Below are 20,086 nucleotides of genomic sequence, written 5' to 3'. Positions count from 1 at the left end.
TTTCCTACAGGATAAAGAGAGATGCCGCACCAGATCATCTGAAATTTCCGCAGAAACCGGAAAAAAATTCAGACGATCTGGTCAGCGCGTCCCTGACCTCAGGAAGACAGGTAGGACGAACGAGTCAACCCCAGACGCAGGGCATCGAGGAACTGCGTGCGCTCGCTGGCACTGATGCGGGCACTGGCGCACTTGTCGCGGTAGTGGGTCATCAGTTCTTCCGGCGACAAGTGCACATAGCGCAGCATGTCTTCGATGGTGTCATGGGTCTCGATACCGGCGTGGTACACGCTGCCGTCGGCGTTCTGGTAGATGTTCACCGAGTCGGTGTCACCGAACAGGTTGTGCATGTCGCCGAGAATTTCCTGGTAAGCCCCCACCAGGAACACGCCCAGCAGGTAATCCTCACCTTCGTTCAGGCCATGTACCGGCAGGCTGGTTTCGATGCTCTGCTCGTCGACGTACTGGTTGATCTTGCCGTCGGAGTCACAGGTCAGGTCCTGCAGCACCGCACGACGCAGCGGCTCTTCATCGAGGCGATGCAGCGGGATGATCGGCAGTACCTGATCGATGGCCCAGGTGTCCGGCAGGCTCTGGAACACCGAGAAGTTGCAGATGTACTTGTCGGCCAGCTTGTCGTTGAGTTCGTCGAGCACCTGACGGTGCGAACGCTGACGCGCCTTCAACGAATTGTGCAGGCGACGGCACACGGCGAAGTAGCATTGCTCGGCCAGGGCTTTCTCGGCCAGGGTCAGCTTGCCGTCGGCGTACTGCGACGCGATATCGCTCATGTAGTGCGTGGCGCGCCAGTAGGTTTCGGTGACCATCTCGATGTCGGTCGGACCCAGCAGGTCAACCAGCCACTGCACGGTTTCCGGCAGGTTTTCCTTGTTTTCGATCAGCGGGATTTCGTCGTTGTGTTTCTCGACGTCGGTCACCTGAATCACCAGCATGGCATGGTGCGCGGTCAGGGAGCGGCCACTTTCGGAGAAAATGTTCGGATGCGGCAGGCTCTGCGCGTCGCAGAATTCCTTGAGCATGCCGACCACGACACCGGCGTAATCGTCCATGTCGTAGTTGATCGAGCTGGCGTTACGCGAGTGTGTGCCGTCGTAGTCCACGCCCAGGCCGCCACCGACGTCGATGTGATCGACCGGCAGGCCGAGGTTGCGCAGTTCGCCGTAGTAGCGGATGGCTTCCTTGAAGCCGTGCTGGTAGTCCGCCAGGTTGGCGATCTGCGAGCCCATGTGGAAGTGCAGCAGGCGAATGCCCTGGTCCAGACCGGCCGCGCGGAAGCGCTCGACGACCGACAGCAACTGCGCCGCCGACAGACCGAACTTGGATTTTTCGCCACCGGTGTCCGCCCACTTGGACGAGGCCAGGGACGACAGGCGTACGCGCAGGCCGACCTGCGGCTTGACCTTGAGCGACGCCGCTTCTTCGATCACCAGGCCGACTTCGGACTCTTTCTCGATCACGATGAACACGTTGTGGCCGAGCTTCTGGCCCATCAGCGCCAGACGGATGAACTCGCGGTCCTTATAGCCGTTGCAGACAATGGTGCCGCCCTTCGGCGCCAGTGCCAGCACCGCCAGCAGCTCAGGCTTGGAGCCGGCTTCCAGACCGATGGAGACATTCTGGGTGGCGATGATGTTCTCGATCACCGCTTCTTGCTGGTTGACCTTGATCGGGTACAGCGCGGTGTACTTGCTCTGGTATTCCAGACGCTCGATATTGGCGTCGAACGCGCCGGTCAGCTGACGCACGCGGTCTTGCAGAATATCCGGGAACCGTACCAGCAGCGGCAAGGACAAGCCGCTCTTGCGCAGCTGGTCGACTTGCTCGAACAGGTCGATAGGCGAGCTGCTCGGACCGTTCGGACGAACTTCGACGCGACCGGCGTCATTGATCGCGAAATACCCGGCCCCCCAATGGCGAATCCCGTAAACACTGCGGCTGTCCGCAACTGTCCATTGGCTGCCATCGTCTTTGCGTGTGCGTCGTACGGACATCGAAGTCCCCTATAAAGAAGTCATAGTGCGTCGCCTGGGTTCAGGCCGGCGCAGTCTAAAGAATGAAAATGACGGTTGGTCAACGAGGTCATAGACCCCGCCGACCGCTACGAGTTTAGATACCGGTCATGAACAGGCTCTGTGAAAACCATGTAGACGGCGCCGGGCCCGAATGCAATCGAGGCCGGTCAAGCCGGGGGTGGGTTTCACAGAGGCTGCTAGCCGCCGGACTTCTTCGCTTTGAAGCCGTGCTTGATCAGCTCCGCCAAGAGTAGCTCGACATGATCGCCCTGGATTTCGATGATCCCGTCTTTCAACGCTCCGCCTGTGCCACAACGCTTTTTCAACGTGGTCGCCAGTTCCCTGAGCGCGTCTTCAGCCAGCGGCACGCCGGTGATGGTGGTCACCGTCTTGCCGCCACGGCCCTTGCTTTCGCGACGCACGCGAGCAACGCCGTCGCCGGCCGGGATAACGGTCTGTTTGCAGATACAGGCGTCCACCGGTTTACTGCATTCCGGGCAATGACGACCTGCGTCGGTGGAAAATACCAGGCCACCGAGGGCGGCGAAGGATGCGGCTTTTTTGGCCACCGGCAATCCTCTTTGGAGGACAAAGACTGGTCGCAGCAACCCGGGCAGGTGCCATCGACCGCGAAGCCCCACTCAGGCAGGGGCAGCGCTACTGAAACGGTATAACCCTGCAGGCTCGCTCCTACAGTTACAGCCATACCGGTTCAGTTTGAAAAGGTCGCGCAGTGTAACGGCAAAAACGCCGATTGCTAAGAGCCAATCGGCGCCAATTTATAGCTCTTTTGCGACGCTGGTTTGTTTAGCCTTCAGATAACGCTTCAACGCTGCCAGGGAGTCCGGGCAATAGGGCTTCTGCTGGATTTCCAGCATCACCTGTTCGATGGGGATGAAACGCGCTTCCAGCACTTCTTCCGGTTGCAGGATCAACGGCCCGTCCCACACCGCGGAAAACGCCGAACACCACAGGCGATTGCCGGTGTCTTCAAAGAAAAAATGGTCATGGGCGGTCAGTTCCACACCACTGACACCCAACTCCTCCTCCAGCTCACGGGCCGCGGACTCGGCATAGGTTTCACTGGCGAGCACCATGCCGCCTGCTGCCACGTCCCAGTAACCGGGGTAGATCGCCTTGCTCAGGGTGCGCCGGTGCACGCACAACTCCCCGGCGGAGTTGAACAACATGATGTAGGTGCCGCGCCCGATCAGCCCGCGCTCGCGCAGGTCCGAACGGGCCAGGGACCCGAGCGGATTGTCCTGCTCGTCGACCCAGGCGATTTGCTCGGCATCAGAGGCCGCCCGGTGCGCGGCCTCGCGTAAGTTATCGGCGCAGCTATCAACCATGACTCAGCCCTGATTGAGCAATTGACGCAAATCGATCACTGCGGCGTTGGCCCGGGAGATGTAGTTGGCCATGACCAGCGAGTGGTTGGCCAGCACGCCGAAACCGCTGCCATTTAGGATCATCGGGCTCCATACAGCCTCCTGCGACGCCTCCAGTTCACGAATGATCTGGCGCACACTGACCGTGGCGTTCTTTTTCGCCAGCACATCGGCGAAGTCGACTTCGATGGCGCGCAGTAAATGGGACAAAGCCCAGGCCTGACCGCGGGCTTCGTAGAACACGTTGTCGATCTGCATCCATGGTGTTTCGACGATTTCCTCGTCGACCTGCGGCACTTCACCCGGGGCTACAACCTCGGTTTTCAAGGCGGTATTGAGCTTGACCCGGCCGACACTGGCCGACAATCGTTGCGACAACGAACCCAGGCGCGTCCCGACATCACCCAGCCAGTTGTTCAGGTTGTCGGCGCGGGCATAAAACAGCGCACCTTTCTGGTTCGGATCAGACAGGCGCGCCTGATAGCGGCTCAGGGAATTGATGCCTTCCTGGTATTCGGACTCACTGGATGGCAGCACCCAGCTTTTATTGTCGAAGTTGAAACGCGGTTCGGCCTTGGCCAGATCGGCGTCTTCGGCGGACTGTGACTGCGAACGGGCGAAGTCCTTGCGCAGGGCGCGGCTCAGGTCGCGAACCTGCACCAGCACGCCGTACTCCCAGCTCGGCATGTTGTCCATCCACAGTCCCGGCGGGAAACGGTCATTGGATATATAGCCGCCCGGCTTGGCCAACAAAGTACCGGCAACGGTCTTGAGGGTTTCCACCGTGGTGTAGCCGATGACCATCTGCTTGCCTTCTCTCTCGGCAGCCATCTGTGCGGTTTGCTGGACCGGGAACAACGCGGGTTCCTGGCTCCAGTACCAGCCCAGCGCAATCGTCACCAGCAGGTAAAGAACGACCAGCGTAGCCAGCGCCCGGCTGAACAACAGGCCGCCCAGATAACTGCGGGTGGCCGACTTGGGTTCAGCGGCACGTTCAGGCGCACTGCCTTCGCGGTTTTTCCAGTCCAGCATGGCGATATCCTTTCAATCACTTGAGTTCACGGTTCGACCACAACCATACAACAACGTGCCTTTGCCCGGCACCCGCCAATGCGCTGTTGGCGGAAATTACCGGGCGGGCGGACGAAAAAATCGTAACCGGGACACCCATCGCCAACCTTGAAGCAGACTTGTTGGTCATGATCAGGTCCCATCAGGGAATACCTTAGGTACCAGCGCCCAAAAAAGCGCGCAGATTTGCCCCTGCGCAAGACCAGAAACACTCAAAGTCCTCTTTGCGCGGATCGCTCTGAAAGAGGCATTTGATCGGCCAAAGGCCTGATTTTACGAGCCAGGAGCGGACCGACCAGTCACAAACTGAATGAGGTCGGTTTACAGATAATTACCCTACACCTCTCATGTCATTGAAAAGAGGTGCTAGCATAGAGCCACCAGTCGATCTCAGCGTACCCCCTAACTAGTAGTCAGGATATGACCGAGCCAGAAGATCCCAGCCGCGAGCGTCTCAAGCACCACTTTGCCCAGCGGGTAATTCATCAGGCTCGTCAGATTCTTGAGATATGGCAGCGCCTGCAACACGCTGAATGGTCCTGCGCCGACCTGGCACAATTGAGTGAAGCCAACTTGCGCCTGTTGCGCTTCGCCGAACGTTTCGAGCAGCAGGAACACATTGAACTGGCCCGTCAGATCGGTCATTCGCTCAAGGCTGTCGAGGCCAATCGCGCACGCCTGAGCAGCGATCTGATTACAGACCTCAATCGCTTGATGCAGCGTTTGTCACGCACCGGTCTGCGCCATGCAGACCATCTCGACAACACCTTCCTGCCGCCTGTGCGCAAGCCGATCTATGTGATGTTGCAGGACAATGACCGCGCCGAGCGCCTGGCCAAGCAACTGGAATTCTTCGGGCTCAGCGCCCAGTACCTGGACAGCGTAGACGCATTTCGCTCCTCGATGGCCGAGCGTTTGCCGGCCGCGATCGTCATGGACGTCGACTTCAGCGGACCCGGGGTCGGTCTCAAGCTGGCCGCCGAAGCCCAGGAAGGCCTTGATCATCTTCTGCCGCTGTTGTTCTTCAGCCTGCACGAAACCGATACCCCGACCCGCCTCGCTGCTGTGCGCGCCGGTGGCCGGGAATTCCTCACCGGCACCCTCGAAGCGTCGAGCCTGCTGGAGAAGATCGAAGTCCTGACCTGCGTCGCCCCCTACGAACCCTATAAAGTGCTGATCATCGATGACTCCCGCGCCCAGGCCTTGCACACCGAACGTCTGCTCAACAGCGCGGGGATCGTTACCCGGACCCTGATCGAACCGATCCAGGCCATGGCCGAACTGGCGGATTTCCAGCCAGACCTGATCATCCTCGACATGTACATGCCGGCCTGCACCGGTACGGAACTGGCCAAGGTGATTCGCCACAACGACCGCTATGTCAGCGTGCCGATCATTTACTTGTCGGCCGAAGACGACCTGGACAAGCAACTCGATGCCATGAGCGAAGGTGGCGACGACTTCCTGACCAAGCCGATCAAGCCCCGTCACCTGATCACCACTGTGCGCAACCGCGCGGCACGGGCGCGCAACCTCAAGGCACGGATGGTTCGTGACAGCCTCACCGGCTTGTACAACCACACGCACATACTGCAATTGCTCGAAGACTGCTCGTTCCGCGCCCGCCGCGAAAACAAGCCGCTGAGTTTTGCGATGCTCGACATCGACCACTTCAAACGGGTCAATGACAGCCACGGCCACCCCATGGGCGACCGGGTGATCAAGAGCCTGGCGCTGTTCCTCAAGCAACGTCTGCGCAAGACCGACTTCATCGGCCGCTATGGCGGTGAGGAATTCGCCATCGTCATGCCGGACACTGATATCGAAGCGGCCTACAACGTGCTCGATGAAATCCGTCAGCGCTTTGCCGAGATTCATTACCCGGCTCAGCCTCAGGACCTGTGGTGCACCTTCAGTGCCGGGCTAATTGAACTCGGTGATGACTCAGACAGCCTGTTGATGGCCAGTCAGGCGGATGAGGCGCTATATCGTGCCAAGAACGCCGGTCGCAACCGCATTCAGGCGGAACAGGCGATAAAGCAAAGTGCCACCTTTTCATCAAATCCGACCGATACGGTCATAACTCTGTAACAGGAACGCAATAACTTCTGGCGCTCACCATTTCTGCCGTTGGTAGTCCTTAATGCGCCTGAAGCTGCTGACCAATCTCAATACCCTCCTTTTGGTGGCCGTCTGCGTGGCCCTCGGCGCTACGTTATGGTGGTCGCAAAAAGCCCTTGAGCGCCCGTATCTGCTGATGGAACGCTACCTGGAGCTGTCGCAGACCTTTCAGAATGAAGTCGCGCGCAACGTTGAGGAGTATCTGGGCAGTGGCGATGCCTTGCGCCTGAGCAGCGCCAGCCAGGCCATCGACAGCCTGCAACAGGAACTTGGCGAACTGCCACCAGACCTGGCCGACTCATTGCGCCCGAGCCTGTCGAACCTTGCGCAATTCAGCAGAACCGACCTGCTGGCCGCCGGCAAACTTGCCGGTGATCCGCAAGCGCTGCTGCTGCAGGCTGAACGGGAAATCGGCGCCAGCCTGGCTCAATTGAGCCAGTACGCCAGCGGCAACGCAGCGTACTTGACACCCTTGCTCGTCGCCTCGCAGCACTTGGGCAGACTGTCGCTGGCGCGGGACAAACTGGTCAGCAGCGGACGAAGTGAACTGGCCGCCGACGTCGAGCGAGAAGTCGCCAGCATCAGGGCCCAGGCAGAGATACTGGACAGCCTCCCGCTGCTGGGCGTCACCGCCAGCAGTGAATCGAACACCGATGACTTCGCCTCGATGATGGGCCTGCAGAGCACGGAAAAAGCTGTGACCGAAGACGCCGGTGTCAGCCTCAAGCGCGAACTCCACAGCCTGCTCACCCGCTACCCGGCCGAACTTTCGCGCACCCGTGACCAGATTCAGAAACGTGCCGACCTCAGCAGCGCAACTCATCTGAAAATCGCCGGCGTACAACAAGCCATCGCCGGGCTGGAACCGGTGGTGCGCGCCCAGCACGGGCAGATCCAGAGCGAAGTGCGGCTGATGCAAGGGTTGATGATCGGTCTGATCCTGTTGATCGCCCTGCTGATTGACACGCTGCAACGGAAATTGGCCCGCACCCTGACCCTGCTCGCCCCGGCCCTCTCGACCTGGGCCGAAGGCGACTTCAGCCGCGACATTCAACTGGGCAACACCAACCGCGAACTGCATGACATTCAAGCATCGCTCAACCGCTTGCGTGCCTATCTGGTGGACCTTGTGGGCACCATTCGCCTCAACGCCGAACAGGTCGCCGGCAGTAGCCGAACCCTGGCTGACCTGAGCAATGACCTGCACGACGGGGCCCAGCATCAGGCCGGGGACACGGCAATCATCCGCGATTCCCTGAGCGAACTTGAAGCGACCATTCAACAGGTCGCCGGCGATGCCAGCCAGGCCGCCGACGCCAGCCGCCACGCCGGCCAGGCAGTGGCGCACGGGCAGAAGGTCATCGGCCTGAGCCTCACCGGCCTGCACGCGCTGGTGGGTGAAGTACAAGGCAATGCACAGATGATCGAACACCTGGCCGAGGAATCGGCCACCATCGGTGGTGTGTTGACGGTGATCCGCTCGATTGCCGAGCAGACCAACCTTCTGGCCCTGAACGCGGCCATCGAAGCGGCACGGGCCGGGGAAATGGGTCGGGGCTTCGCGGTGGTAGCAGAAGAGGTTCGCTCGCTGGCCCAACGCACCGCCGGGGCCACCGGCGAGATACAAAGCCTGATCGCCGGCCTGCAGACCGCCGCGCGACAGTCAGTGGAAGGCATGCGCACCCAGCTGGAACACGCAGAAGCAACCGCCAGCCAGGCCCAGGCCGCCGACGGCGCGCTGGACAAGATCGTTGGGGCTATCCAGACCATTTCCGACACCGCCGTACGCATCGCCGATGCCACGGCCCAGCAGAGTGGCGCGGTGAGTGAGATCCGAGACCACAGTGAAAGGATTCATCAGTTGGGCGGGGATAATTTACTGCGTATCGGTGAGGGGCGTGAGCAGGGGGAAAAACTGTTGGTGTTGGGTGGGCGGCTGCATACAGCCGTTCAGGCTTTCCGCGTCTGACAGATAGTCTTCGCGAGCAAGGCCGCTCCCACAGGTGACCGCATTCCCATGAAAGAACGCGGTCACCTGTGGGAGCGGCCTTGCTCGCGAAGGCGTCAGAAAAACCACCGCAAAACTCCCCCTGCACACCGGCCCACCGTCCGCTATCATCCCCCCAATTCCGATACGCGAGATCGTCATGCGCCGCTTGCTCTGCCTGCTGCTTTTAGTCTTTGCCCTGCCGGCCAGTGCCGCCGGCCTGCTGGAGAGCCGGCCCAGTTCGACCCTCGGTTCGATCAACAACAGCGCCGACTTCCTGCCCGTGCGAGAAGCCTTCCAGCTGAGCCTGGTTGAAAGCACGCCGCAATCGATCAAGCTGCGTTTTGTCGCGACCGAGGGTTACTACCTCTACCGCCACCGTTTCCAGTTTCGCGCCGATCCAGCCGACGTCACCCTCGGGGCGGCAAAGTTGCCCGACGGTCAGAAGAAACACGATGAGTATTTCGGCGATGTCGAGGTCTATCACGGCATTCTCGATGTAGAACTGCCACGCACCGATCAACGTGCCTTCACCCTCGCCGTGACCTATCAGGGCTGCGCCGACAAGGGCCTGTGCTATCCGCCGGAAACCGAGCGTTTAAGCATCGACGGCAGTGGTGGCCCGGCACAGGCTTATGCCTGGACCTGGCGTGAACTGGCGCTGTTTTTCCTTGCGGGCATCGGCCTGACCTTTACCCCCTGCGTACTGCCGATGCTGCCGATTCTTTCCGGCGTAGTGCTGCGCGGCCAGGTCGGAGGCTGGCGCGGTTTCAATCTGTCACTGGCTTATGTCCTGCCGATGGCCGCCTGCTTTGCCCTGCTCGGCGCACTCATGGGCCTGTTCGGCGCACAACTCAATCTGCAGGCGCGACTGCAATCGGTCTGGGTGCTGGTGCCCTTCGCGATGTTTTTTGCGCTGTTCGCCCTGGCGATGTTCGGCGTATTCGAACTCAAGTTGCCGAACGCCATCAGCAGCCGCCTGGATCGCATCGCCGGTCGCACCGAAGGCGGCTCATTGTGGGGCGCCGCGGTTCTGGGGGTAGTGTCCAGCCTGCTGGTTTCACCCTGTGTCTCGGCGCCTTTGGCCGGCGCACTGCTGTACATCAGCGCCAGCGGCGATGCCCTGGGCGGCGGGCTGAAACTGTTCATGCTCGGTCTGGGCATGGGTGCACCGCTGTTGCTGGTGGCCACGGGCGGTGCCGCGTGGCTGCCAAAAAGCGGGCCATGGCTGATCTACGTAAAAAACGCGATTGGCGTATTGTTGCTGGGGCTGGCCATTGCCCTGCTCAGTCGCGTCCTGCCCGGCCAGGTGACTTTGCTGTTGATCGGCCTGCTGGCCGGTGGCGTCGGATTGTTCATGGGCGCGCTGGAGTTCGTCTACAAGCCGCCGCGAAAACGCCTGGGCCAACTGCTCGGGATGTTCCTGGTGTTTTACGCCCTGAGCTGCTGGTACGGCGCGTTCAGCGGACAGACCGATCCGTTCAATCCGATTGGTCAGCCACGGCTCGTCGAAAATGCTGCGCAGCCGTCAAGCATCAACGCCTGGCAAACTGTCAGCACCCCCGCGGACCTCGACCGGGCGCTGGCTGAAGCCCGATCCTCCGCAACCCCGGTATTGCTCGACTGGTACGCCGACTGGTGCATCAGCTGCAAAGTCATTGAACGTGAAGTCCTCAACGACGCCACCGTGATCGAGCGTCTCAAGGGCTATCGGCTGATTCGTTTCGACATCACCGCCAGCAATGCCGAGCAGCGCGCCCTGCTCGACCGCTATCAACTGTTTGGCCCACCAGCCCTGATGTTTTTCGGCAAGGACGGGGTCGAGCGTAGCGATGTGCGGGTAATCGGCGAGATCAACGCAACGGACTTCGCCGAACGTGTCGACAGGGCGAATGACCGGATTTAATCAAGCGGTCACATATTTCGCGCAAACATCGGTCATCGTGCTGGCTATTGCAGAGAACTGGACAGTCATAAACGCTTTGCGGCATAGTCGCCGGGTTCTGACAACTGCACACAGATAACCAAGGAACAGCCGATGGCGACGCTACTCGTTCTGCACGGACCCAACCTGAACCTGCTCGGCACCCGTGAACCGGGCACCTATGGTGCCACGACGCTGGCGCAGATCAACCAGGACCTGGAACGTCGCGCCCGTGAAGCCGGCCACCATCTGCTGTACCTGCAAAGCAATGCCGAGTACGAATTGATCGACCGCATTCATGCCGCTCGCGGCGAAGGCGTGGACTTCATTCTGATCAATCCAGCAGCTTTTACACATACAAGTGTCGCATTACGTGACGCGCTGCTGGCGGTGAGCATCCCATTCATCGAAGTGCATTTGTCTAACGTGCACAAACGCGAACCTTTCCGCCATCACTCTTACTTCTCCGACGTAGCGGTGGGAGTGATCTGCGGCCTTGGCGCCAGCGGTTATCGACTGGCCCTGGAGGCCGCACTAGAGCAGCTTGAAAGACAGGCAACGGCTTGAACAACAAGCGTTGAACGCCCCTGACCGACCCTTGGGAGTTGATGATTCATGGATATCCGTAAAGTTAAGAAACTGATCGAATTGCTGGAAGAGTCCGGCATCGACGAGCTCGAGATCAAGGAAGGCGAAGAGTCCGTACGCATCAGTCGTCACAGCAAGACCCCGGCTCAGCAGTACTACGCACCGGCTCCAATGCCTGCTCCGGCTGCCGCGCCAGCCGCTGCCGCCGCTCCGGTTGCCGCTGCCGCACCTGCGGCGCCTGCCGCACCCGTACTGAACGGCACCGTTGCCCGTTCGCCGATGGTCGGTACGTTCTATCGCAAATCTTCGCCAACCTCGCCGTCCTTCGTGGAAGTCGGCCAGACCGTGAAGAAAGGCGACACCCTGTGCATCGTTGAAGCCATGAAGATGATGAACCACATCGAAGCTGAAACCAGCGGTGTGATCGAATCCATCCTCGTTGAAGACGGCCAGCCGGTTGAGTACGACCAACCGCTGTTCACCATCGTTTGAACCGCGGAGAGCCTTTGATGACTGCGAAGTTGGAAAAAGTTCTGATCGCCAACCGCGGTGAGATCGCCCTGCGGATCCTGCGCGCCTGCAAAGAGATGGGCATCAAGACCGTCGCCGTTTACTCCAAGGCTGACAAGGAACTGATGCACCTGGGCCTGGCAGACGAATCGGTTTGCATCGGTCCGGCATCGGCCGCCCACTCCTACCTGCACATTCCGGCAATTATCGCCGCAGCCGAAGTGACTGGCGCCACCGCCATTCACCCGGGCTACGGTTTCCTTGCGGAAAACGCCGACTTCGCCGAGCAGGTCGAGAACTCCGGCTTCGCGTTCATTGGCCCGAAAGCCGAAACCATTCGCCTGATGGGCGACAAGGTATCGGCCAAGCACGCCATGATCGCCGCTGGCGTACCGACCGTTCCGGGCTCTGACGGCCCGCTGCCGGAAGACGAAGAAACCGCTCTGCGCATTGGTCGCGAAGTGGGTTACCCGGTGATCATCAAGGCCGCTGGCGGCGGTGGTGGTCGCGGCATGCGCGTTGTGCATAAAGAAGAAGACCTGATTTCCTCGGCCAAACTGACCCGCTCCGAAGCAGGCGCGGCGTTCGGCAACCCGATGGTCTATCTGGAAAAATTCCTGACCAACCCACGCCACGTGGAAGTCCAGGTGCTTTCCGACGGCCAGGGCAGCGCCATCCATCTGGGCGACCGCGATTGCTCGCTGCAACGCCGTCACCAGAAAGTTCTCGAAGAAGCGCCGGCACCGGGCATCGACGAGAAGGCTCGCCAGGAAGTTTTCGCTCGCTGCGTCAAGGCGTGCATCGACATCGGTTACCGTGGCGCGGGCACTTTCGAGTTCCTGTACGAAAACGGTCGCTTCTACTTCATCGAAATGAACACTCGTGTTCAGGTAGAGCACCCGGTTTCGGAAATGGTCACCGGTATCGACATTGTCAAGGAGATGCTCAGCATCGCCGCCGGCAACAAGCTGTCGTTCACCCAGGATGATGTGGTTATCCGCGGTCACTCGCTGGAATGCCGGATCAACGCCGAAGATCCGAAAACCTTCATGCCGAGCCCGGGTACGGTCAAGCATTTCCACGCTCCAGGCGGCAACGGCGTTCGCGTCGATTCGCACCTGTACAGTGGCTATGCCGTTCCGCCGAACTACGACTCGTTGATCGGCAAGCTGATCACTTACGGGGCAACCCGTGACGAAGCCATGGCGCGCATGCGCAATGCGCTGGACGAGATCGTAGTCGACGGGATCAAGACCAACATCCCGCTGCACCGTGATCTGGTTCGTGACGAAGGCTTCTGCAAAGGGGGCGTGAACATTCACTACCTCGAGCACAAGCTGGCTGGCGAGAAGCACTAAGCTTCGACCCTGCACCTGACAAAGCCGCCTTCGGGCGGCTTTGTTGTTTCTAAACATCACCGCCACGCTCCCTGTGGCGAGGGGGCTTGCCCCCGCTCGGGTGCGCAGCAGCCGCAAAACTATCCAATCCAATTACACCAGACAAACCCGACCAGCCGTTTTTGGGACCGCTTCGCAGTCCAACGGGGGCAAGCCCCCTCGCCACAGGTAGCTGTGCGGCCCTGATTGCGTGCCAACCCGGTCGTCTTCTTCCCCGCTCTCGCGTAAACTTGCGCGCTTCTCGCAGCCCGCTAGGCTGCAATCAATATTTTTCAAAGGTGCCCGCCATGCCTTGGCTGCAAGTCCGTCTCGCCATCAGCCCAGAACAAGCCGAAACCTACGAAGACGCTTTCCTTGAAGTGGGCGCCGTGTCGGTGACCTTCATGGACGCCGAAGATCAGCCGATCTTCGAGCCGGAACTCAATACCACTCCTTTGTGGTCGCACACGCACCTGCTGGCCTTGTTCGAAGGCGGTACCGAGCCCGGCCCGGTACTGGCTCACCTCGAACTGTTGACCGGCAGTCCGCTGCCCGAGCATCACAGCGAAGTGATCGAAGACCAGGACTGGGAACGCAGCTGGATGGACGGTTTCCAGCCGATGCGCTTCGGCCAGCGCCTGTGGATCGTGCCGAGCTGGCATGCCGCACCGGAGCCTGACGCGGTAAACCTGCTGCTCGACCCGGGCCTGGCGTTCGGTACCGGCACTCACCCCACCACCGCACTGTGTCTGGAATGGCTCGACGGCCAGGACCTCAAAGACTGCAACGTGCTGGACTTTGGCTGCGGCTCGGGGATTCTGGCCATTGCCGCCCTGCTGCTGGGCGCCAGGGAAGCCGTCGGCACCGACATCGACGTGCAGGCGCTGGAAGCCTCCCGCGACAACGCCGGGCGCAATAACATCGCCGATGAATTGTTCCCACTGTACCTGCCGGAAGATTTGCCGCAGGTTCAGGCTGATGTACTGGTGGCCAATATTCTTGCAGGCCCGCTGGTTTCCCTGGCGCCACAATTGTCTGGTCTGGTCAAGTCGGGCGGTCGCCTGGCGCTGTCGGGCATCCTCGCCGAGCAAGGTGAGGACGTCGCTGCTGCCTACGCCAAAGACTTCGATCTGGACCCGATCGCCAATCGCGATGGCTGGGTGCGCATCACTGGCCGTCGGCGCTAGAATGGGCGCCTGCATAATCCGGATCGCCGCATGACCGACAGCTTCGTCACCCAGTGCCCGCATTGCCAAACCAGCTTCCGCGTCAGCCATGCTCAGTTGAGCGTGGCGCGGGGCGTGGTTCGTTGCGGCTCATGCCTGCAGGTTTTCAATGCTGCCAAGCAGCTGCTTGAGCAAGCAGGCAAGGAAGCGCCTGTATCGGCTTCTGTGGCCGCCGAACCGACCGAGCCTGCGCAGCCGCGTGCCATCAGCCAAAAGCAATGGAGCGCCACCGAACTGGATCTGGACAGCCTGGACCTCGACGAAGAACTCGCCCGGCTGGAACAACGTGAAATCCAGCCGACCACCGAATTCAGCCGGCATCGTGATGATTCGCTGAGCGCCCGTCGCGATACCGTCGAGCAAGATGAAGAGCCATGGTCCGACAGCCTGTTCAGCGAATCGGCCGCCGATCGCGCTCAAGCCGTCGACAACGATTCCCCGGACTCCGAGCCGGAACCGGCCTCGCGCACCGAGCCCTCGCTGACCCTGGAGCCGGTCGATCTGGACGACGAGCCGCAGCCACCACAATTGCGCCTGCACGATCCACTCGACGCGCCACTCAACCATGAACGCCTGTCGGCAACCGACGAGCAGGCGTTCGACGACCACCTGCCTTCGATTGAACCACTGCGCAAACGACGTGAGCGCGAACCAGGCGTGCGCGCCGAAGTCCTGCAGGACCTGACCGACGACCCGCTGCAACTGGACTGGCAACAGCGCCGCACGCCCTGGGGCCGTCGGCTGCTCTGGCTGCTGCTGACCCTGCTCGCCGCTGGCGCACTCGCCGGCCAGTACATCGCTTACCACTTCGATGAACTGGCACGTCAGGATCAATACCGCCCCTGGTTCCAGCAATTGTGCCCGCACATCGGTTGCACCGTGCCCTCGAAAGTCGACATCGCGAAAATCAAGAGCAGCAACCTGGTAGTACGCAGTCACCCGGAGTTCAACGGCGCCCTGGTTGTCGATGCAATCATCTATAACCGCGCGCCCTTCTCCCAGCCGTTCCCGCTGCTGGAGTTGCGCTTTGCCGATCTCAACGGCCATCTGATAGCCAGCCGTCGATTCAAACCCGGCGAGTACCTGAGCGGCGATCTCGAAGGCCTGGCCGAAATGCCACCGCAAACACCGATCCACATCGCCCTGGACATTCTCGACCCTGGCGCAAAAGCCGTGAATTACAGCCTCAGCTTCCATTCTCCAGAGTGAAGCCCTTCACCGGCTGGCAATTGACACCGGCTTTCTGAGCGCCCCGGGCAAACCAAACCACAGGCAATAACAGAATAGCTGTTCAGATTTTGTTCAATTCAGCCTTTAACCAGTCATCGAGAGCGGGTATCATGCCAACCCTTTTTCGAACTCTCATGATCCGGCCCCACAACAGGGAAGTCCTATGTCGGCGGTACGCATCGGTCCATACGCATTAAATAACGGCTTGATTCTCGCCCCGATGGCGGGCGTCACCGACCAGCCCTTTCGTCAGCTGTGCAAGCGTTTGGGTGCGGGACTCGTGGTTTCGGAAATGGTCACCAGTGACATGAGTTTGTGGAACACCCGCAAATCACGCATGCGCATGATCCACGAAGGTGATCCCGAGCCACGCTCGGTACAGATCGCCGGTGGTGATGCCCGGATGCTGGCGGATGCAGCCCGGGCCAATGTCGAGCTGGGCGCACAGATTATTGATATCAACATGGGCTGTCCGGCGAAGAAGGTCTGCAACAAGGCCGCCGGTTCCGCACTGTTGAAGGATGAAGCATTGGTCACCGAGATCCTGCAGGCCGTAGTGGCTGCGGTTGATGTGCCGGTCACCCTGAAAATCCGTACCGGCTGGGACCGGGACAACAAGAACGGCCTGACGGTGGCGAAGATCGCCGAACAGGCAGGCATTACGGCGCTGGCGGTGCATGGCCGCACCCGTGCCGATCTTTATACAGGTGAAGCCGAATACGACACCATTGCCGCGATCAAGCAGGCCGTGTCGATTCCGGTCTTCGCCAACGGCGATATCGATTCGCCGGAAAAGGCCCGGTACGTGCTCGACGCGACCGGTGCCGACGGCCTGTTGATTGGCCGGGCCGCCCAGGGGCGGCCGTGGATTTTTCGCGAGATCGACCATTTCCTGCGTACCGGCGAGAAGCTCCCGGCGCTGGAACTGATCGAGGTGGAACGCATACTGCTAGAGCATTTGGCTGCCCTGCACGCCTTTTATGGTGATGTCATGGGTGTGCGCATTGCTCGCAAGCATGTGGGCTGGTATCTCGCAACCTTGCCGGGCGCCAGGGAATTTCGCGCCCACTTCAATCGTTTGGATGGTACGGAAACACAATGCGCCAACGTCCGGGAGTTCTTCGCCGAACGTTACAAGAGCCTGACAGGGGACGGAGAAGGGGTGGCCGCATGACGATGATGACCGAGACTTTAGTGAGTGGAACAACACCCGTGAGCGACAACGTGAATTTGAAACAGCACCTCAATACGCCGAGCGAAGAAGGCCAGACCCTTCGCGGGAGTGTCGAGAAGGCGCTGCACAATTATTTCGCCCACCTTGAGGGCGCTGCCGTCACGGATGTGTACAACCTGGTGCTCTCCGAAGTCGAGGCTCCCCTGCTCGAGTGCGTGATGAACTACGTCAAGGGCAACCAGACCAAGGCCAGCGAGCTGCTCGGACTGAACCGGGGCACGCTGCGCAAGAAACTCAAGCAGTACGATTTGCTGTAAGCATTCAATCAAACCAGAAAGGCGCCCGCGTAAAACCGGTCGCCTTTTTTGCTGACTTCCTTTGCTTTTGATGGAAATTGAGATGACCGACCAGACTACCCGCCTGCCGATCCGCCGCGCCTTGATCAGCGTTTCCGACAAGACCGGGATCCTCGAATTCGCCAAGGAGCTTGAAGCCCTGGGCGTCGAGATCCTCTCCACCGGCGGAACGTTCAAGCTGCTGCAGGACAACGGCGTTGCCGCAGTGGAAGTCGCGGATTACACCGGTTTTGCAGAAATGATGGACGGTCGGGTAAAGACCCTGCACCCGAAAATCCACGGCGGCATCCTTGGTCGTCGCGGTATCGACGACGCCATCATGAACGAGCACGGCATCAAGCCGATCGACCTGGTAGCGGTCAACCTGTACCCGTTCGAAGCCACCATCAACAAGCCAGGATGCGACCTGCCGACAGCGATCGAGAACATCGACATCGGCGGCCCGACCATGGTTCGTTCGGCAGCGAAGAACCACAAAGACGTGGCCATCGTGGTCAACGCCAGCGACTACGCCAGTGTCCTGGAAGGCCTCAAGGCCGGCGGCCTGACCTACGCTCAACGTTTCGACCTGATGCTCAAGGCCTTCGAACACACCGCAGCCTACGACGGCATGATCGCCAACTACATGGGCACCGTTAACCAGGCTGCCGAAGTACTGAGCACCGAAGGTCGCAGCGAATTCCCGCGCACTTTCAACAGCCAGTTCATCAAGGCCCAGGAAATGCGCTACGGCGAGAACCCGCACCAGAGCGCGGCGTTCTATGTTGAAGCCAAGCCTGCCGAAGTCGGCATCGCCACCGCGACCCAACTGCAGGGCAAGGAACTGTCGTACAACAACGTGGCCGACACCGACGCCGCGCTAGAATGCGTGAAGAGCTTCGTCAAACCGGCTTGCGTGATCGTCAAGCACGCCAACCCGTGCGGCGTGGCCGTGAGCCCGGACGCCGAAGGCGGCATCCGCAAGGCCTACGACCTGGCTTACGCTACCGACACCGAATCCGCTTTCGGCGGCATCATCGCCTTCAACCGCGAACTGGATGCTGAAACCGCCAAAGCCATCGTCGAGCGTCAGTTCGTCGAAGTGATCATCGCCCCAAGCGTCAGCGAAGAAGCCCGCGCCATCGTGGCCGCCAAAGCCAACGTACGCCTGCTGGCCTGCGGCGAGTGGTCGGCTGATCGCGCCGCTGCCTGGGACTACAAGCGCGTCAACGGTGGTCTGCTGGTACAGAGCCGCGACATCGGCATGATCAGCGCCGACGACCTGAAGGTCGTGACCAAGCGCGCGCCGACCGAGCAGGAAATCCACGACCTGATCTTCGCCTGGAAAGTCGCCAAGTACGTCAAGTCCAATGCCATCGTCTACGCCAAGAACCGCCAGACCATCGGTGTCGGCGCCGGCCAGATGAGCCGCGTGAACTCCGCGCGTATTGCTGCAATCAAGGCCGAACATGCTGGCCTGCAAGTGGCAGGCTCGGTAATGGCCTCCGACGCATTCTTCCCGTTCCGCGACGGCCTGGATAACGCGGCCAAGGTTGGCATCACTGCAGTGATCCAGCCAGGCGGCTCGATGCGTGACAATGAAGTGATTGCAGCAGCTGATGAAGCCGGCATCGCCATGGTCTTCACCGGCATGCGCCACTTCCGTCACTAAGCACACGATCCACTGTGGGAGCTGGCCTGCCAGCGATAGCATCCCCTCGGTTTAGCTGATAGACCGAGTTGCCTGCATCGCCGGCAGGCCAGCTCCCACAGAAAAGCACCCCAGCGGTGCTCAACAGAATTAGCGTCATCCGAGGTTTTTGAAATGAATGTTTTGATCATTGGCAGCGGTGGCCGTGAACACGCCTTGGCCTGGAAAGTGGCTCAGGATCCGCGCGTGCAGAAAGTTTTCGTGGCCCCGGGCAACGCCGGTACCGCCATCGAAGCCAAGTGCGAGAACGTCGCCATCGACGTACTGGCGCTTGAGCAACTGGCAGACTTTGCCGAGAAAAACGTTTCCCTGACCATCGTCGGTCCTGAAGTGCCACTGGTTGCCGGTGTTGTGGATCTGTTCCGCAGCCGTGGCCTGGATTGCTTCGGCCCCACTGCTGGCGCCGCTCAGCTGGAAGGTTCGAAAGCTTTCACCAAGGACTTCCTGGCTCGCCACAAGATCCCGACCGCCGATTACCAGAACTTCACCGAGATCGAGCCAGCCCTGGCTTACCTGCGTGAAAAAGGCGCACCGATCGTGATCAAGGCCGACGGCCTGGCTGCCGGTAAAGGCGTGATCGTCGCCATGACCCTGGCCGAAGCCGAAGACGCCGTGCGCGATATGCTGGCTGGCAATGCTTTCGGTGACGCCGGTTCGCGAGTGGTGATCGAAGAGTTCCTCGACGGCGAAGAAGCCAGCTTCATCGTCATGGTCGACGGCAAGAATGTACTGCCAATGGCCACCAGCCAGGACCACAAACGCGTCGGCGACGGCGACACCGGCCCGAACACCGGCGGCATGGGTGCCTATTCCCCGGCTCCGGTGGTCACCGCCGAAGTGCACAAGCGTGTCATGGACCTGGTGATCTGGCCGACCGTTCGCGGCATGGCCGAGGAAGGTAACGTCTACACTGGTTTCCTGTACGCCGGTCTGATGATCGACAAGGCGGGCAATCCGAAAGTCATCGAGTTCAACTGCCGTTTCGGTGACCCGGAGACCCAGCCGGTCATGCTGCGTTTGCAGTCGAGCCTGGTGCTGCTGGTCGAAGCAGCCCTGGCACAGGCGCTGGACAAGGTTGAAGCCCAATGGGACCCGCGCCCGAGCGTCGGCATCGTCCTGGCCGCTGGCGGCTATCCTGGTGACTACGCCAAGGGTACAGCCATCAATGGGCTGGATAGCGCTGCGACACTGGAAGGCAAAGTCTTCCACGCGGGTACTGCGCTCAAGGATGGTCAGGTCGTGACAGCCGGTGGTCGGGTGCTGTGCGCCACTGCCATGGGTGCCAGCGTGGATGCTGCTCAACAGCAGGCCTACAAGCTGGCGGCAAAGATTGACTGGGAAGGCTGTTTCTATCGCAAGGACATTGGCTATCGCGCCATTGCCCGCGAGCGTGGCGAGAACCAGGAATAAGG

General features: G+C 60.5%; 16 protein-coding genes. 12 read left to right on the top strand and 4 right to left on the bottom strand.

Going from position 1 to position 20,086, the window contains the following annotated elements:
• Positions 1 to 98: 98 nt before the first annotated feature.
• The 4 genes from speA to ASE98_RS18820 form a co-directional block, all read right to left on the bottom strand.
• Positions 99 to 2,012 carry an arginine decarboxylase gene (speA, locus tag ASE98_RS18835; RefSeq protein WP_060542828.1) on the bottom strand — a complete coding sequence of 638 codons (1,914 nt, stop codon included), beginning with the start codon at positions 2,010 to 2,012 and terminating at the stop codon, positions 99 to 101.
• 218 nt (positions 2,013 to 2,230) lie between these two features.
• Positions 2,231 to 2,602 (bottom strand): translation initiation factor Sui1, encoded by a 372-nt coding sequence (locus ASE98_RS18830; protein WP_060542827.1) that lies wholly within the window; start codon positions 2,600 to 2,602, stop codon positions 2,231 to 2,233.
• 210 nt (positions 2,603 to 2,812) lie between these two features.
• Complete coding sequence (locus tag ASE98_RS18825; protein WP_060542826.1) at positions 2,813 to 3,382, bottom strand: NUDIX hydrolase; 570 nt, start codon at positions 3,380 to 3,382, stop codon at positions 2,813 to 2,815.
• Between the two features lie 3 nt (positions 3,383 to 3,385).
• Positions 3,386 to 4,453 carry a DUF2333 family protein gene (locus ASE98_RS18820; protein ID WP_060542825.1) on the bottom strand — a complete coding sequence of 356 codons (1,068 nt, stop codon included), beginning with the start codon at positions 4,451 to 4,453 and terminating at the stop codon, positions 3,386 to 3,388.
• Between the two features lie 459 nt (positions 4,454 to 4,912).
• On the opposite strand from ASE98_RS18820, the gene ASE98_RS18815 reads away from it, so the two are divergent.
• The 12 genes from ASE98_RS18815 to purD all read left to right on the top strand — a co-directional run bounded on the left by ASE98_RS18815 (position 4,913) and on the right by purD (position 20,084).
• Complete coding sequence (locus ASE98_RS18815) at positions 4,913 to 6,583, top strand: response regulator (RefSeq protein WP_060542824.1); 1,671 nt, start codon at positions 4,913 to 4,915, stop codon at positions 6,581 to 6,583.
• A gap of 52 nt (positions 6,584 to 6,635) precedes the next feature.
• Positions 6,636 to 8,582 carry a methyl-accepting chemotaxis protein gene (locus ASE98_RS18810; protein ID WP_060542823.1) on the top strand — a complete coding sequence of 649 codons (1,947 nt, stop codon included), beginning with the start codon at positions 6,636 to 6,638 and terminating at the stop codon, positions 8,580 to 8,582.
• Positions 8,583 to 8,760: 178 nt separating this feature from the next.
• Positions 8,761 to 10,506, top strand: coding sequence for a protein-disulfide reductase DsbD (locus ASE98_RS18805; protein ID WP_060542822.1), 1,746 nt, complete (start codon positions 8,761 to 8,763; stop codon positions 10,504 to 10,506).
• Positions 10,507 to 10,638: 132 nt separating this feature from the next.
• Positions 10,639 to 11,091 carry a type II 3-dehydroquinate dehydratase gene (gene aroQ, locus ASE98_RS18800; protein WP_060542821.1) on the top strand — a complete coding sequence of 151 codons (453 nt, stop codon included), beginning with the start codon at positions 10,639 to 10,641 and terminating at the stop codon, positions 11,089 to 11,091.
• Between the two features lie 48 nt (positions 11,092 to 11,139).
• Positions 11,140 to 11,604, top strand: a complete 465-nt coding sequence (accB, locus tag ASE98_RS18795) for an acetyl-CoA carboxylase biotin carboxyl carrier protein (protein WP_060542820.1) — start codon at positions 11,140 to 11,142, stop codon at positions 11,602 to 11,604.
• Positions 11,605 to 11,621: 17 nt separating this feature from the next.
• Positions 11,622 to 12,980 (top strand): acetyl-CoA carboxylase biotin carboxylase subunit, encoded by a 1,359-nt coding sequence (accC, locus tag ASE98_RS18790; protein WP_060542819.1) that lies wholly within the window; start codon positions 11,622 to 11,624, stop codon positions 12,978 to 12,980.
• Positions 12,981 to 13,306: 326 nt separating this feature from the next.
• Positions 13,307 to 14,185, top strand: coding sequence for a 50S ribosomal protein L11 methyltransferase (gene prmA, locus ASE98_RS18785; RefSeq protein WP_060542818.1), 879 nt, complete (start codon positions 13,307 to 13,309; stop codon positions 14,183 to 14,185).
• 30 nt (positions 14,186 to 14,215) lie between these two features.
• The gene (locus tag ASE98_RS18780; RefSeq protein ID WP_060542817.1) at positions 14,216 to 15,433 is read left to right on the top strand and encodes a DUF3426 domain-containing protein; all 1,218 of its coding nucleotides are present in this window, start codon (positions 14,216 to 14,218) and stop codon (positions 15,431 to 15,433) included.
• Between the two features lie 184 nt (positions 15,434 to 15,617).
• Positions 15,618 to 16,628: a tRNA dihydrouridine synthase DusB gene (dusB, locus tag ASE98_RS18775; RefSeq protein WP_060542816.1), complete on the top strand. Its 1,011-nt coding sequence runs from the start codon at positions 15,618 to 15,620 to the stop codon at positions 16,626 to 16,628.
• Positions 16,625 to 16,945: a DNA-binding transcriptional regulator Fis gene (gene fis / locus ASE98_RS18770; RefSeq protein WP_007907419.1), complete on the top strand. Its 321-nt coding sequence runs from the start codon at positions 16,625 to 16,627 to the stop codon at positions 16,943 to 16,945. Before dusB ends, fis begins: the two co-directional genes overlap by 4 nt.
• Positions 16,946 to 17,027: 82 nt before the next feature.
• Complete coding sequence (purH, locus tag ASE98_RS18765; protein WP_060542815.1) at positions 17,028 to 18,635, top strand: bifunctional phosphoribosylaminoimidazolecarboxamide formyltransferase/IMP cyclohydrolase; 1,608 nt, start codon at positions 17,028 to 17,030, stop codon at positions 18,633 to 18,635.
• 153 nt (positions 18,636 to 18,788) lie between these two features.
• Positions 18,789 to 20,084 carry a phosphoribosylamine--glycine ligase gene (purD, locus tag ASE98_RS18760; protein ID WP_060542814.1) on the top strand — a complete coding sequence of 432 codons (1,296 nt, stop codon included), beginning with the start codon at positions 18,789 to 18,791 and terminating at the stop codon, positions 20,082 to 20,084.
• The last annotated feature ends 2 nt before the right edge of the window (positions 20,085 to 20,086 follow it).

It is taken from the genome of Pseudomonas sp. Leaf48 (assembly GCF_001421885.1).
Lineage (GTDB): Bacteria > Pseudomonadota > Gammaproteobacteria > Pseudomonadales > Pseudomonadaceae > Aquipseudomonas.
The sequence above is the reverse complement of the archived record's forward strand: the minus strand, read 5'-3'. Positions and strand labels throughout refer to the sequence as shown.